The 16,008-nt window shown below is 67.3% G+C and carries 9 protein-coding genes; 4 read left to right on the forward strand and 5 right to left on the reverse strand.

Annotated elements, in window-relative coordinates:
- Window positions 1-67: 67 nt before the first annotated feature.
- Window positions 68-652, reverse strand: a complete 585-nt coding sequence (locus tag EJF31_RS21955; protein ID WP_185736328.1) for a thermonuclease family protein — start codon at window positions 650-652, stop codon at window positions 68-70.
- A gap of 477 nt (window positions 653-1,129) precedes the next feature.
- On the opposite strand from EJF31_RS21955, the gene EJF31_RS17205 reads away from it, so the two are divergent.
- Genes EJF31_RS17205 through EJF31_RS17220 form a run of 4 tightly spaced genes read left to right on the forward strand, consistent with a single transcriptional unit; the run spans window position 1,130 to window position 10,286 of the window.
- Entirely contained in the window at window positions 1,130-1,486 is a 357-nt protein-coding gene (locus EJF31_RS17205; RefSeq protein ID WP_125038350.1) for a hypothetical protein, read from the forward strand.
- 20 nt (window positions 1,487-1,506) lie between these two features.
- Window positions 1,507-4,179, forward strand: a complete 2,673-nt coding sequence (locus EJF31_RS17210) for a VWA domain-containing protein (protein ID WP_185736329.1) — start codon at window positions 1,507-1,509, stop codon at window positions 4,177-4,179.
- A gap of 3 nt (window positions 4,180-4,182) precedes the next feature.
- On the forward strand, window positions 4,183-7,548 hold the full coding sequence (locus EJF31_RS17215; RefSeq protein WP_125038352.1) for a tubulin-like doman-containing protein: 3,366 nt from the start codon (window positions 4,183-4,185) through the stop codon (window positions 7,546-7,548).
- Window positions 7,539-10,286, forward strand: a complete 2,748-nt coding sequence (locus tag EJF31_RS17220; RefSeq protein ID WP_125038353.1) for a hypothetical protein — start codon at window positions 7,539-7,541, stop codon at window positions 10,284-10,286. The genes EJF31_RS17215 and EJF31_RS17220 overlap by 10 nt, the downstream gene beginning before the upstream one ends.
- Before the next feature lie 14 nt (window positions 10,287-10,300).
- Here EJF31_RS17220 and EJF31_RS17225 read toward each other — a convergent pair whose 3' ends face one another.
- The 4 genes from EJF31_RS17225 to EJF31_RS17240 form a co-directional block, all read right to left on the reverse strand.
- A complete protein-coding gene (locus EJF31_RS17225) occupies window positions 10,301-10,846 on the reverse strand; it encodes a lipase family protein (protein WP_185736330.1) in 546 nt (181 codons plus the stop codon).
- Window positions 10,847-10,999: 153 nt separating this feature from the next.
- Entirely contained in the window at window positions 11,000-13,891 is a 2,892-nt protein-coding gene (locus EJF31_RS17230; RefSeq protein ID WP_125038355.1) for a vitamin B12-dependent ribonucleotide reductase, read from the reverse strand.
- Between the two features lie 169 nt (window positions 13,892-14,060).
- The gene (nrdR, locus tag EJF31_RS17235) at window positions 14,061-14,576 is read right to left on the reverse strand and encodes a transcriptional regulator NrdR (RefSeq protein WP_125038356.1); all 516 of its coding nucleotides are present in this window, start codon (window positions 14,574-14,576) and stop codon (window positions 14,061-14,063) included.
- 385 nt (window positions 14,577-14,961) lie between these two features.
- A complete protein-coding gene (locus tag EJF31_RS17240; protein ID WP_125038357.1) occupies window positions 14,962-15,990 on the reverse strand; it encodes an ATP-binding protein in 1,029 nt (342 codons plus the stop codon).
- Between the last annotated feature and the right edge of the window lie 18 nt (window positions 15,991-16,008).

Raw genomic sequence — 16,008 nt, forward strand, 5'->3', positions numbered from 1 at the left:
CCCGACGAGGCGCCTGTCCACAGTTCGCGGCTGAAGTCATCGAGATTGCTAACGGACCCGACGGCACTCAGAACTCGCAGACGACGCCATCTCGGTCATTGTCGTCGTACCAGGCGTATTCCGGGTCGCGACCCATCACGTAGTTGCCGAAGCCAGCCGCATTCGCCTCATAGCAGTAGTCGAAACGCGGATCGGTATGCATTCCTGACGGTCGCGTCGGAGCGCCCTTGCTGGGTGCAGGATTGGACAACAATCCCGCCGGCTGACCGAAGTAGTCGCAGGCCCCCCACAGCCCCCTTTTGGACAGTCGGGCACTTCGCTCGGCCCGACGCATCTCTTGAATATGAAGGTCGTTCGGCTCGTACAACACCGCTTTGGCCTGACCTTCCTTCACCATGGCCAAGTTGACGAAGGTGCCGTCGGCGGTCCACAGATACAACAAGGCTCGGTCGTAAGGATCGAGAAGGTCTCGATCCGGGAGCGCCCAGGCGTGGCTACCCAGCGGAAGCAGGTGAGCAAGCCGATCACTCGCCCGTTTCGCAAAGCATTGCAGTGGTGAATTCGGATCGACCGACTCAGGCGTGTCGATCTCCAGCAACCGGACCGTGGTGTCGACACCAACCGACAATGTTGAGCCTGGTGCGAGTGCCACGACGTGCAGGGTGTCCCCGTCGGTGTGCTTCGAGATAACGACTTGTTGAGCATTCGGCGGCACTCCCGCAGCCGGGGCTTTCGCTGTGCCCCGACGTGGCATGTGGGACGTCGGAGTTTCGGAGCCCTGCGTGGTCCGTGACGGGCTTTCCTGCTGTGTCGGATGCGCGTCAGATACTCCGGACCACGGCGCAACCGTCACTAGCCAGGCCGCCGTCGCGATCGTGGCCACGCACAGCAGTACGAACACCATTCGGTCTCGGAACATGTCTCCCCCGATCAACGACGATAGGTGGAAGTCCGTGGCCCGGCGCTCGGAATTCAGCCAGCCCGTCACTCTCTAGTCACAAATGACTATGACGGGCGTTCCAAATAGGCCGGATTGAAGCAAAAGTCAACGGAAGACACGCTCGAACACCCCAATCTTGGACTGCTGCGCTCGGGCTAGGGGGTCTGAGACCACCAGGCTGCAAGGGGGATGAAGTCTGTGTCGTTTCTGACATCAAACAATGTGCACGACTCCGCCACGTCCTCCCCCGTGCGGGTGCCGCAGTGGCCGATGTTCGGTGCCGCGGTCCTGGCCGTCGCAGCGATGCTGATCCCGTTCGTGTCCCGGCAGGGAATCATGCTGCCGAGTGTCGGGTATGCGCTGGGCGCCGTCGGCACTCCTTGTTTCGCGGTGATCCATCGCGTAATGCTCGAAGGCCGCTCGAAGAGCCCCTGGTTCGTACCGTCCCCGGTGCAGAGCCGTGTTCTCGCGCTCTTGCTGGCGGTCGGCCTCACGGCCGGCCTGTTGAACGCCTGGTTCCTCGCAACCGAACTGGCCAAGCGATGAACCGGGCCTGGAGCGCTCTCGTGGCGACAGCCCTCCTAGCACTGGCGATCACCGGCGGAGCCCGTGAGGCATCGGCCGCAGCACTGCCACAGACCCATTCGGACAAGGGTTTCGCCGAGGTGGCCGGCTGCATCTCCAGCGCCGACAACCTATTGATCTCGATCGTCGTGGACGAGTCACAGAGCCTGCGTACGACGGACCCGCACAACCTGCGGGTCCAAGGAATCACGTCCGCCGTCGATTCTCTTGAGCAGCTGGCCGAGCTGTCCCGGATCTCGGGCCGCGACCTGCGTGTCGAAACCTCGCTCGCAACCTTCGCTCGTGGATACGAGGTCCTGAAGGACTGGACCAGGCTGACCTCCTCGACCGCCGCCTCGATGCGCGAGTTGGCGGTCCAGGAGCTGCCCGGCCGAGCCGACGGCAACGCGACCGACTATCGCCAGGCGCTGTTGGGTGCCAAGCGCCAGCTGGAGGTGCGGGCCGGGCAGCTCGGTGACTCCCACACCTGCAAGGTCGTCCTCTGGTTCACCGACGGCGCGCTCGACGTCGACTCCGCGACGCAGACCGCCGCGACGGAGATCTGCCAGACGGGAGGAATCGCCGACTCGATGCGTCATGCAGGCATCAGTGTCATCGCGCTGGCCTTGTTCGCTCCCGGCGCAGACGTGTCGCCAGCCCAGAGGGACCAGCTGCGGGCGGTGGCCGAGGGATCAGGTGCGTCGACCACGTGCGGTACGACGCCCATCTCGGCCGATGACACCACGGGGGTCTACCTCCCCGCCGACGACCCTGCGGCTCTGCAACTTCTCTTCGCCGGCGCCGGTGCTTTCGTGGCCGGAGGCACGGCAGGACCATCGGCCACCTGCCCTGGCCAGATCTGTGCCCACGGTGCGTTCCCGATCCAGGTGGATCGAGGAATCGCCGGCGCGCGGATCGTGGTGCAGACCCAGGGCAACGTGGTCCTGCGCTCGCCTTCAGGCAGGGAGGTCAGGCTCGTCGATGGCCTCTCGGCAAGCGTTGACGGCACCCAGGTGCTCGGGCTCAAGAGGGGCACTCTCACCACCATCAATCTCGCCTACGACCCCTATGCCCAGTCGGTTGCTGACTGGACGGTGATATCCAGCGGTCCCTCTCGAGTCGAGACCTACTGGTTCTGGGGCGCCAAAGCCGTTCCGGTGACGAAGGATCTCCGCGCCGGCTCGCAGAGCCGAATCACCTACCGCCTTGTCGATCAGGCGGGCAACGCACTGCCGGCCGAGCTGTTCAGTGACGTGCAGGCCAGCATCACCGTAGGAGGCGAGAAGCTCGCCACCCGAGTGGATCCCGACGGGAGTGTTTCCGCCGCCTACCGACTTCCCACAGACGACCTCCCCTCGTCCCTGCCCGGCAGGGTGGAGATCACTGCGATGAGCTCGCCGTCGGGAATCCGGCTGGGTCCGGTCGTGGCGTCGAACAAGCTGCGCGTGACGTTGCCGCCAGAGTTTCCGACGGTCACGCCCGACACCGTCGACTTCGGCAGCCTCGAGGGGTTGGGGACACGCACGGCGAACCTGGACCTGGTCGGAAGCGCCCTCGGAGCCACCAAGGTCTGTCTGTCTGGCTCTTCCATGACGGCGCCCGGACAGCAGTCGGACTCCGAGCAAGTGCACGCCGACAAGAACTGTGTCGAGCTTCCCCGCAACGGCCGCGGCACGATGCGACTCTCCTGGACTCCCCAGTTCAGCGCCGATGGCATCGCGACGGGCACGATCACGCTTGCGCTGGAGAGCGCTGAGGGCAAGCACGCCAATCTGTCCCTGCCGGCCTCACTCTCGATGGCACGTCAGGTGGACAAGGCCAAGCGCTGGGAGCTGATCGCCGCTCTCTTCCTGCTCGCCCTGCTGATCCCTACTCTGCTGCTCGTCGGCAGCAACCTGCTCCTTGGCCGTTTCTCGATGACATCCGGAACCCGAGTCGCCCGGGTCCCGGTGCAGATCACGACCGGAGGGTTGTCACGACAAGACGGACGCCCACTTCTCGAGTCCTCAGACCTGAAGAACGTGGGCTTCTCTGGTCGACGCCGGTCTGCCCGTCTGCCCGTCGACGGCACTGGGGTGACGCTCCGGGCACGACGAATCATCAGCCTCCGCGCGCCCCTGGGGGTCGCCAGTGATCCCGGCGCTCTCAAGCTCGTGTCCGGCTCGGGCAGGCGCGAGGTCACGAGGAAGAAGAGCGACGCTCCCGTCGGCCTGGGCGAGGTGGACGCCACCTTCGTGAGTGTCATGTCCAAGGACGCCGACGGCGGGCTGGCAGCCGGGACTCTCATCGTTGTCGTCCCCGCCTCTGTTGACCTCGCCGGAGCCCAGGCCCGTGCGCTCCAGATCGCGTCGCGCACCGACTGGCGGCGAATCCTGGATGAGCTCGACGAGCCCGAGGCCCCCGCCGCCCGCCCGAGTCGAGCTGCGGCTTCGACTCGCGTGTCGCCCTCACCGACAGACCCTTCTGGGACCGATCACAGCAACGAGCCTGGCATCACGGGGCTCCCGGGCTTCCTCTCCGGAGCCTCCAAGCACTCACCACCCGCGTCCGATGTCCCGAGCCGCGGCTCGGCCATCAGCAGGCGGCGCAAGGCCGATCAGCCACCGTCACAGCCGACCGGCTCGACGGAGTCCAGCCTGCCTCCCCTCCCGGACTTCCTCAGAGACAAGGACTGACTCATGCTTCGTCCATTCTTGATGATCGGCGTCGGCGGATCCGGCGGAAAGACCCTGCGGATCATCCATCACGAGCTCGAGCGCCGCCTCCACGATGTGGGCTGGGAAGGCGACTTCCCCGCAGGCTGGCAGTTCCTCCACGTCGACGTTCCCAGCATCGCCGACGGAGATGACTCAGACCTACCTCCGCAGCTGTCCCACGCCGAGTACGCCGGCCTGGTGGCCGCCGGGGTCAACTACCGCAACATCGACGCCGCGCTGGCGGGCAGCGGACGCACTGCGGAGGGCGATGCCATCGCCGGATGGCGGCCCGCGCCCGACCATGTCGCGGTGCCTGTCGAGCGGGGTGCCGGTCAGTTCCGCGCGTTGGGCCGCATCATCGCGTTGGCCAACCTCAAGACAGCGAAGACTCGCCTCGACAGTGCCATGCGCAACATCGGCGGACGAGAGGTCAACGCCCAGCTCATGGAGCTCACCCGCCTGATGGGCGGGGTCCCCTCGCCCGTGGTCAAGACGCCCGTCGCGGTGGTCGTCTCATCGATCGCCGGAGGGTCGGGCGCAGGCGCCCTGATCGACATCTGCGACCTGCTGCGCGCGAGTGGCACTGGTGTCTGGGCTGGAGAATCGGTCGGCATCCTCTACTCCCCCGACGTTTTCGACTACCTCGACCCCGCACGCAGGCGCGGCGTCCGACCGAACGCCCTGGCCACGTTGTCCGAGCTGGTGGCGGGCTACTGGAACAAGTCGGGGCCGTCGAAGGACACCGCCGACATCCTGAACCGTCAGGGGATCGTGGTCGGGGACGCGGAGCGGCTCGGACCTCGCTACAGCTTCCTCGTCGGCGCCAAGAACGACTTCGTCACCTTCCGGACCCAGAACGACATCTACCACGCCATGGGACGCTCGCTGGCTTCGTGGGTGACGAGCGCCAGCCTCCAGGACCGCATGGATGCCTACGTCTCCGGCAACTGGAGCGCGTCTGCGATCTCAGTTCCGGACGAGATGGGGCTGAAGACGAACGAGATGGAGACGCCGTTCACCGCCCTGGGCTCTGCCAGGGTCGGCCTCGGTAGGGACAGATTCCGCGACTATGCCGCTCAGCGACTTGCGCGCGCGGCCGTGGAGCTCCTCCTCGAGAGGCACGAGCAGTTTCGTGCTCGCGGCGATGAGCGCCAGTCGCGGTTGATCGCACAGGAGACAGCCGACGCCGCATTCCAGGGATTCCTGGTCAACTCCAACCTCAATGAGCGCACCGAGGACTTCAACCAGATCATCGACGCGATCCGGCCCGAGACGCGGCAGGACGACCTTCTGCAGCTCAACGACCGGCTGCTCAGCCAAGTCATCGAGAACGCGCCCGCGAAGGGTCTCGGCATACCTGAGTGGCGAATGCGCATCGAGCAGCGCGTGAAGGAGGTCATCGACCTCCAGCTCGACGAGTTCGACGTCGGCAACCGCGACCGCGGCCGTGCTTGGGTCGCCTCGATCCAGCCAGACCTCCGCAGGCTGGCGGCACGGACCCTGTCGATGCACGGGTACGTCGTCAGCGGGATCCTGTTCCGCAAGTTGGCCGACGAGCTGACGGCAGTGCGCACCGAGCTGCAACAGGAGTCCAGCAAGTACCAGCGGGCCGGGGAGAACATCGAGAGCCAGATCGACGAAGCGCTCCGGCGTGCCGGTGGTGACGTTCTTCCTCCCAACCACCCCTCGGTCGGCGACGCAGTGACGCAGGCAGTTGCCGCGATCCACTACCGGTCCGAGGCACGCTTGCGATCTCTCGTCGTCGCGATCCTTCCGGACTTCGTGCAGAACGTCGTCCTGCGCCTCGCGGACGAGATCGAGAACGCTGGGCAGTCACTGCAGGTGGACCGGACACCGGGCAACGGCCAGACTTCGATCGTCACGAGTTGGCCGGACGGCGACGACATTCCCAAGGCGCTCCGCCCTGCCGCCAACGAGTTCCTCCTCGAGGACCCGGCTGAGTACGGCGCCGCGCTGCACCGGTTGATCGGCCGCACCGTCCAGACCAACGACCGTGACGGGGCGTTCTTGAGGGTCCTGCAGGACATCATCGCCGGCCGCGAACACGCTGACTCCCCAGACCAGGGGCTGGTGTCACAGCCGGCAGATTGGACACCCAAGGCGCACGACCTGCAACTCGAGCTGGCAACACCGCAACCGGCGTCGTACAAGATCGCGATGTCGGCGGCCGACCTGCTCGAGCGGGCCACGGCGTGGCTGAACCGGCCAGGCACTCCGGCCGGCAACTTCGTGAAGGAGGGACTCGACAGCTATCTCGACTCCGACACGGCCGAACCTGCCGAGCTGAGTCAGCGCCTGACGCGATTTGAGCAGCAGTTCGCTGCCTCAGTCGATGCAGCCCAGCCGCTCATCAGCATCAAGAAGGGTGTGCTGGTGGCTGTGCACCACCGTAACGAGGTTCGCAGCGAGACCTTCTTCACCGAGCTGCCCGTGGCCCCCAAGTCCAAGGCAGCGGCCGTCATCCAGAAGGTGCTCGAGAGTCGCGGCCGCTGGAATGCGGAGCTGGCCAAGAGCTTCAACGTGAGCGACCTCGGTTTCATCGACGCCTTCACCGTCCTCGTGGAGCCCTACGAGCCGGTCGTGTTCGACTCGCTGATGAAGCCGATCGCCGAGGAGTGGGGGGACCGCAACCAGACCGCCGATGGGCGCGAGGAGTTCTGGCGGTGGCGTCGGGCCAGGTCCTTGCCGGAATTCATCCCGGCAGCGCCTGCGGTCCGCAAGGCGATGGTGCGCGGCTGGTTCACCGCGACCATGCTCGGACAAGTGCGGTTCGAGGACCAGCGGGTCTCGATCTTCGTCCCGAACACGGTGGGAGGCAGCGGCACCTGGAGGGACTTCCCCTGTCCCCTGCTGACGAGCGGCCTGTCGGCCAGCTTCGAATATCTACCCCTGGTCCTGGAGGCCCTGCCCCTGGCCTTCGTCGACGTGAATGTGCGGGCAGACATCGCGCCGATCCTGCCCTACCGTCGCCTCCGCGAGCTGGGGACGAGTGGCAACGGCGGACTCGAGGCCTACGACCTGGCCAACAAGGAGCTCGAAGCCTGGATTGCTTCGGGCGAGGTGCCGCAAGGTGCCCCGACGCCCAACTCAGAGCAGATGGGGGCCACGGAGGACGCCTGGAAGATCAGGCGTGACTCGGTCGTGCGACGGGTCGAGACGCTGGCGAAGAGCTACCACCAGCTCTTCGAGTCCACCCGGCAGAGCAGCGACTTCGGCGTGCCTCGGGCCTACGAGCTCCGCACGGAGATCTCGAGCTCGTTCGATGAGCTCGCCCGAGCCGTGCGCGACCACGACGTGGCTGCGTCAGGACCCGACACATGGAACTGAGCCGGCGGGCCCTGACGATCGTCATCACGGATGACTCACCGGACGGTCAGGCAGTCATCGACCTCGCGGAGGAGTGGCATCGACTCGGGCTGCTCCAGGACTTCGCGGTCGTGACGCCGTGCTCGATCACCTCACCGGGCCGCGGGCCTGCCCACATCTCGGCCCGCCTCGTGGGGGCGGATCGTCAGGTGGACCTGATGGCTCACCTGGGAAGTCGACGTCGATCGCTCATCCGCCTCGTGGTCCTGCATCAACTGACCCACGAGCACTCAATGGCCGCAGACCTGGTTGCGGCGTGCAACCAGATCGCCGGGCTCGTAGAGCGGGCCATGCCGATCCGGGGGACGAACGGGGACGCTGACGCCACACGACTGCTTCGGATCAACCTCCTCGTCCCGGAGAGTGACGTGGCGGCGCAGTCGGTGGACATCTTGCAGCCGGGCTGGGAGATCAACGCGGTCGTGTCACCCGAGGATCGGCCCGACCTCGATCGCCTGAGTGTGTTCGTCCGCGCCGGCTCGAACCTTCACGGTCATGCTCTCGCGGCCGCTGCGTCGGTGGGTGGATTCTGGTCCAACGTGACGGAGGCCGTCTTCGACAGTCACGAACTCGACTCGACGGGCGGTGCCGATGACGTGCTCGTCCTTCGCTGCTCCACCAGAATCATCGTGGGTGACCAGCGGGCAGAGCTCCTGACATCGTCGGCGCTGGAAGCAGTGATCGGCCATCGTGACGGCGCCGTGCAGCACATCACCTGGGGCTATCCCTCCGATCGTCCAGCAGAGGTGGTTGACGGGGTGCTGTCCACGTTGCTCCGACAACAGGAGTGGGCCCCCCTGGAGCGGGTCCGTCGGCCGCTCGAGATCCGAAGCGTTCCCATGAGCCACCTGATCGGTGACTGGCTGCGCTTCCAGGCGACCCTCCCCTTTGCTGCGCTCGGCTTTCTCGGCGGACAGGCGATCTCCGCGGTCGAGAGGGGCGTCACGAGCGCGGTCGTCGGGTCCGAGTCCGGGGTCGTGGGACGCATCCTGCCGGTGTCACCCGACGAAGCGGGGCGCCGAGCTGCACAACGCCTCACCGAGCTCTCACAATCCCTCGAACCCGACCGTCTGGCCGAGGCGGCAGACACATGGGGGCAGGCGACGCCCACCGCTTGGCGGACGCTGCGCGAAGTCGCGATCGGCCAGGTCGACGGCTCTGAACTTCCGGACGGCTTCGTCCGATTGCGTCGGGCGAACATCGACGAAGTCCTCCCTCCCAGCTACGTCGTGCCGGCGCCACCCGACCCGGCGGCGGGACGCGACACGTGGGCAATCCGTTGCGTTGACGTTGCGGCCGTCGCACAGGTCGCAGCAGCCATCCCCGAAGGGCCAGATGCCGATGGCGCAGAGGCCCCGGGCGGGTTGGGCGATGAGCGCCTGGCCAGCGATGCGCCAATCCCCGACGACGCCCCCGAGGAGGGCAGCGCCGAGCAGGATGCCGCGGAAGCAGTCACCGATGAGCAGGGACTTGAAACGTGGGTCGAGGAGCGCCGCGAGTCACTGTTCTGGAAGCTGGCGTCACGCGTGTACGAGTTCCGACGCAGGGAGTCGGCGCGCGTCTCAGAGGCCAGACAATCACTGGCCGACAACGCCGATCCTCCGTCGACAGAGCAGCTCGAACGGGCTCGCAGCATCCTGGTCGGCTGCTGGATCGTCACCGCCATCGGACTGCTTGCCACCGCAGGCTGGCTGTGGAACGAACACGCCGAGTCACCCGTCATCCTCTGGCTCCCCGAGGGCACTTGGCGCAGAGCCATCCCGGTCGTCCTGGGGCTGTTGATGCTCTCCTTGGTGGGCGGGCACCACTACTTCCGTTCCCTCCGCAAGTACGAGTGGGCGGTACGTCGGCAGATGCACGATCTGGCAGCGGCGAGCGACGAATACGTCGTCGCCAGCCAACAAGAGAGGCGCTGGGCCCTCATGTATGCGGGTGTTCTCGACTGGGCGGACATTCTTGCCCAGCTGCTCCACCGTCCTTGGAGTTCGTGGTCGCCGGGGAGTCGAATCGTGCACGAGGAGTTCAGGGGTCTGCCCGCTGCCGTCGCCATCGCTCGCCCGACCGGGGAAGCAGCCACCCCGGCGCCGGACCTGGTGACTACGGTGGTGGAGTCCTTGTGTCATCCGGGCTGGCTGAAGGAGGAGTTCCAGCGCCTGCTGGTCAGGAGCCCACTCAACGACCCGTCTTCAGGGACCCAGTGGGGTGACCTCGCAGCCGACATGGACCTTGGCCTCCGCCCCGGAGGTCCGCGAGCAGACCTTCGCCGCGTCGCCGAGTCGGGACAAGCCAGGGAAGCCGCCACTGCGGTGGTCCTCGACGAGGTGGAGAAGCTGATCGCGGCGGGACGAGTCGCAATCCCACCACTCGCCGTACGACGGATCGATGCCTACTCGGCGGGCGAGCTGCAGAGCGATCGGGACTTTCTGCTTGGCACCAGCAAGATTCGCACGCCCTTGGCCTCGGACCTGTTCAGCGACCGCGCACGAGTCTCCGGCCTGGGAGTTCCCCAAACGGTCTCGATCAACGATGGGGCGGCCCACGCAAGGTCCGGGGAGTCCGACGTCACCGGCTGCGACGTGTCCATCAGTGCCCGAGTTGATGTCTCCCGCACTGTGCAGCCAGCCGAGCTGTCGATCTTCGAGGCGTCGAGCCACACGGCGGTGTTCGCCCGCACGGATCGCGCCGACGAGTTCAACTGACTGAGAGTCGACTGTCAGCAGCTGCTCGGCGCCGGCGTCCCGGCGAACCGCGACCCCAGCCAGGCCGTCGCCTCGTTGAGGAACGTCAGCCCGGCGTTGCTGTGGTCGGCGCCCTGGATCTCCTCGTACTGCACCGTCACGCCCTGGCTGCAGTACTCATCCGCCAACGCCTTCTGGTCGGCCGCGATCATCACGTCGTCGCCCTTGCCGTCGTGGTTGCCCGCGACGATGAACATCGGCGCACTCGGGTGCCCCTTCACCGAGCCCATGACCAGCCCGTCCAGGATCCGCTTGAAGACGGGCACGTGGAGGAGGTCCTCGTACTTCTTCTTCATCAGGTGCTTGATCGTCAGGTTGGGGAACTCCCCCGACATCTCGCCGATGCACTGCGTCGACTCGGTCCGCACCACCATCCGGCCCCAGTCGGAGAGGTAGGGCATCAGGTCGAGCCCGTGCGCGCGGCTGATGCCGAGCATCGCGCCGGGGATCACGTCGGACCACTCCGGCGTGCCGTCGACGTACGGCAGGGCCTCCAGTGTTCCGCGTCTTCCAAGCGCCACCGGCCCGGCCTCTCCCATCGGGAGAGGCCGGGCCGGTGTTTCGTTCTGGCCAATCAACTATGACTCTCGCAGCGAGAGTTGATAGGTGCTGTCATCGCGCAATAGTGGTGATAGATCACGCAATTCCCGGTGACATCTCCGTGCAACGCGTCATCAGCTGCAACCGCTGGTGCTGCCGCAGCCCTCGCAGACGTAGCAGGAGCCGGCGGGGCGCATCTTGGTGCCGCAGGTGAAGCAGAGCGGGGAGTCGACGGCGTGGCCGGTGATCTTCTCCAGGAGCTCGGCGGAGGTGTGGGCCACCTTGGTCTCGGCCACCGGGGTCTCGGCAGGCTCGACCACCGAGGTGGCGTCGACGGTCTCTACAAGCTCGACCACCGGGGCATCGTGGATCTCGATCAGCTCGGCGGCGGAGCCGGTCTCCTCGACGGGCTCGTAGGAGCCGGTCTCGAGGTGGCGCTGGCGCTCCTCGGCGGAGTAGATGCCCATGGCGGCGCGCTGCTCGAAGGGGAGGTAGTCCAGGGCCAGGCGGCGCCAGACGTAGTCCATGAGGGACTGCGCCATGCGGACGTCCGGGTCGTCGGTGAGGCCGGCGGGCTCGAAGCGCAGGTTGGTGAACTTCGCGACGTAGGTCTCCAGCGGCACGCCGTACTGGAGGCCGATGGACACCGCGATCGAGAAGGCGTCCATCACGCCGGCCAGGGTGGAGCCCTGCTTGCCGAGCTTGAGGAAGACCTCGCCGAGGTGGCCGTCGTCGTGGGCACCCGAGGTCATGTAGCCCTCGGCGCCACCCACCGTGAAGGAGGTGGTGCGCGAGACGCGGGACTTCGGGAGGCGCTTTCGGGTCGGGGCGTAGACGATCTTCTCGACGACCTTGGTCTCGGCAGGCTCAACCGCGGCGGTCTTGGCCGTGGCGGCCTCGCCCTTGTTGTCGCCCTTGCCGGTGGCCAGGGGCTGGCCGACCTTGCAGTTGTCGCGGTAGATCGCGGTCGCCTTCAGGCCGAGCTTCCAGGACTGGAGGTAGACGTCCTCGATCTCCTCGACCGTGGCGGACTCGGGGAGGTTGACGGTCTTGCTGATCGCCCCGCTCAGGAACGGCTGGCAGGCCGCCATCATCCGGACGTGGCCCATCGGCTTGAGGGCCCGCGCGCCCATGGCGCAGTCGAAGATCTCGTAGTGCTCCGAGCGCAGGCTCGGGGCGTCGATGACGTGGCCGTGCTCGGCGATGTGGGCGACGATCGCCTCGATCTGCTCGGGCTGGTAGCCGAGCTTCTTCAGCGCCCGCGGGACCGTCTGGTTGACGATCTGCATCGAGCCGCCGCCGACGAGCTTCTTGAACTTCACCAGGGAGAAGTCGGGCTCGATGCCGGTGGTGTCGCAGTCCATCATGAAGCCGATGGTGCCGGTGGGCGCGAGGACCGAGGCCTGCGCGTTGCGGAAGCCGTTGGCGGCGCCGAGCTCCTGCACCTGCGCCCACGCGACGGTGGCCAGCTTGTGGACCTGGCTGTCGGCGATCGCGAGGGTGCGGACGGTGTCGTTGGCGGCCTGGTGCTTGCGCATGACCCGCTTGTGGGCCTCGGCGTTGCGGGCGTAGCCGGCGTAGGGGCCGACGACCGCGGCGAGCTCGGCCGAGCGCTTGTAGGACTGGCCGGTCATCAGCGAGGTGATGGAGGCGGCCATCGCGCGGCCACCCTCGGAGTCGTAGCCCAGGCCCATCGCCATGAGCAGCGCGCCGAGGTTGGCGTAGCCGATGCCGAGCTGGCGGTAGTTGCGGGTGGTCTCGCCGATCGGCTCGGTCGGGAAGTCGGCGAAGCAGATCGAGATGTCCATCGCGGTGATGATGAACTCGACCGCCTTGGCGAACAGCTCACCGTCGAAGGTGTCGTCGTCCTTGAGGAACTTCAGGAGGTTCAGCGAGGCGAGGTTGCACGAGGAGTTGTCGAGCGACATGTATTCCGAACACGGGTTGGACGCGGTGATGCGGCCGGTCTCCGGGTTGGTGTGCCAGTCGTTGATGGTGTCGTCGTACTGGAGGCCCGGGTCGGCGCACTCCCAGGCGGCCTTGCTGATCTTGTGGAACAGGTCGCGGGCGTCGACCATCTCGATGACCTCGCCGGTCTTGCGGGCACGCAGGGCGAAGTCGGTGCCGTCCTCGACGGCGCGCATGAACTCGTCGGAGACGCGGACGGAGTTGTTGGCGTTCTGGTACTGGACGGAGGTGATGTCGGCGCCGCCGAGGTCCATGTCGAAGCCGGCGTCGCGGAGGGCGCGGATCTTGTCCTCCTCGCGCGCCTTGGTCTCGACGAACTCGACGATGTCGGGGTGGTCGACGTCCAGGACGACCATCTTGGCCGCACGACGCGTGGCGCCGCCGGACTTGATGGTGCCGGCGGAGGCGTCGGCGCCGCGCATGAACGAGACCGGGCCCGAGGCGGTGCCGCCGGAGGAGAGCAGCTCCTTGGAGGAGCGGATGCGGGAGAGGTTGAGGCCGGCGCCGGAGCCGCCCTTGAAGATGAAGCCCTCCTCCTTGTACCAGTTGAGGATGGAGTCCATCGAGTCGTCGACCGAGAGGATGAAGCAGGCCGAGACCTGCTGCGGCGACGGGGTGCCGACGTTGAACCACACGGGGCTGTTGAAGGAGAAGTACTGGTTGACCAGCAGCCAGGTGAGCTCGTGCTCGAAGATCTCGGCGTCGGCGTCCGTGGCGAAGTAGCCGTGGTCGATGCCGGCCTTGGTGTAGGTCTTCACGATCCGGTCGATGAGCTGCTTGAGGCTCCACTCGCGGACGTCGGAGCCGACCGCGCCGCGGAAGTACTTGGTCGTGACGATGGTGCTGGCGTTGACCGACCAGGTGGTGGGGTATTCGACGCCGCGCTGCTCGAAGACGGTGGCGCCGGTCTTCCAGTTGGTCTGGACGACGTCGCGACGCTCCCAGGTGACCTCGTCGTAGGGGTGGGTGCCCTCGGTGCTGAAGACGCGCTCGATCTTCAGGCCGGTCTTCTCGGCGCCCTCGGCGCCGGTCTGGGCACCACTCTGCGTCTCGGTCATCTGCAATCTCCTCTGTGCGACAGCGTTGTCTGGTGGTCTGGAATGCGTTGGTGCTGGTGATGGCCTCCTCGACCCCCCTGTCCCCCATGAACAGGATGGTCGGGACCACCGACAGTTGGTGCGCCCGGCGCGTACAGCTTCCCCACTGCACACGCCGGGCGGTCTGGGGTCAGCCCGGTGGGGCCGAGGACGCCGCGTCGACCAGGTCGGCCGGCGTCATGGGGAGCGACCGCTCCGCCTTCAGGAGGGCGATCTCGTCCTCGAAGTCGTCGGCCGACTCGAAGGCGCGGTAGACGCTCGCGAAGCGGAGGTAGGCCACCTCGTCGAGCTTGCGCAGGGGCCCGAGGATCGACAGGCCGACCTGGTGGGCCGGGACCTCGGCGAAGCCCTCGCTGCGGAGGTTGTCCTCGACCGCCTGGCCCAGGCAGGCCAGGTCGTCCTCGGAGACCGGGCGGCCCTTGCAGGCCTTGCGGACACCGGCGACGGCCTTCTCACGGGTGAACGGCTCGGTCGCGCCGCTGCGCTTGAGCACGGTCAACTGCATCTGCTCGACCGTGGTGAACCGCTTGCCGCAGCCCCCGTTGTCGGCCGGGCAGGTACGACGGCGACGGATCGAGCCGCCGTCCTCGGCGACCCGCGAGTCGAGGACCCGGGTGTCGGTGTTGCGGCAGTACGGGCAGTGCACCGTCGGGCTCCTCTCCTGGGTCGTCCGGGGTCTCGGCAAGCTCGACCACCGAATGGGCCACCGACCTCCGGGCTCGCCTGTGACCCCTTCGCGAGGGGTGTCGGCGTTGTGGAAATCGGCGGTTCTACTGTGGATAACAACCGGTCACCTGTGGGGCTTCCACGTGTTCCTGTGGAACTAGATGTGGATAACTACACCGGTGTAAGTACTAGATGTTGTGGTTACCGTACGCCGCCGCCGCAAGGCTTCGCAAGTGGATCCGGAGGGTTGCGGCGCGTCGGATCGGCGCCGTCGGAAAACCGCAGGTCAGCGCGTCGCGGGGTCCCGAAAATAGTCATATCGGGTGGTGTGTCGCGGGCCGTTCGACAGGGCCTGCGGGAGGGGCTCAACCGGTCTGCTGGGAGCCGTTGGAGCCGCTCCCCCGCTCGAGCGCGAACCAGGCGGTGGTGCCGGTCGCGTCCTGCTCCGAGCCCCACCGGTCCGCGAGGGCGTCGACCAGCATCAGACCCCGGCCGAAGACCCGCAGCGGGTCGTCGTCCTCGGAGATCGTGATCGTCGTCGGGTCGCCCGCGCGGCTCGATCCGCCGAGGTCGCGGACCAGGACGGTGAGCACGCCGTCCTCCAGCGCCACGATCAGCTCCGACGACGTCCGGGCGTGCATGACGACGTTGGTGACCAGCTCGGACAGGCACAGCTGGGCGGTGTCGATGGCGTCGTCGTCGATGCCCCAGCCGGCCAGGGCGTCGCGCAGGAACCGGCGCGCGGCGCCGGGCGCCCGCGGGTCGCTCTCGAGCAGCACCGCGACCCGCTCCCCGTGACCGACGAGGGCCGGGTCGTCGGGGGCCACCTCGTCCGGGCCGCGGCCGGTGGCGATCCGCACCCGGCGTACGGCGTCGGCGGTGCGGCGGGCGGCCGCCTCGAGCAGCCGCTGCTGGCGCTCGCCGAAGGCCTGGGGCTCGTCGAAGAACAGGATGAGCCCGCCGACGGGCGAGCCGGTGCCGGGCAGCGGCCAGGCCCCCATCGCGAGCGTGCCCACGTCGCGCTGGTGCCCCACGACACCAGGGAACCGCGGCTCGAGGTCGTCGAGGCTGCCGAAGACCGGCTCCCCGCTGCGCACGACCGCGGTGAGCGGGACATCGTCGTAGGCGTCGATGTGGCACCACTCGAGATCCGCGTCGCCGACCTTGTCGGTGGCCACGAAGCGGAGCCGGCGGCCACCGCCCTCGGTCAGCGCGAGGCCGACGCGGGACACGTCAGGCAGCGAGACGAAGTCGGCCAGCAGGCTGCGTGCCACCTCGTCGAGGTCGTGGGCGTTGCGGAGCGCGAAGCCGAGGCGCGACAGATGCCCCAGAGGCGCGCGAGGCTGCCCGCCCCCCGTCGCGTCCGGGCCGGGTGCACCCCCACCAGACGACACACGAACATCCTAGTTCCG

This window comes from Nocardioides sp. LS1, from assembly GCF_003865225.1.
Taxonomy (GTDB): Bacteria; Actinomycetota; Actinomycetes; order Propionibacteriales; family Nocardioidaceae; genus Nocardioides; species Nocardioides ginsengisegetis.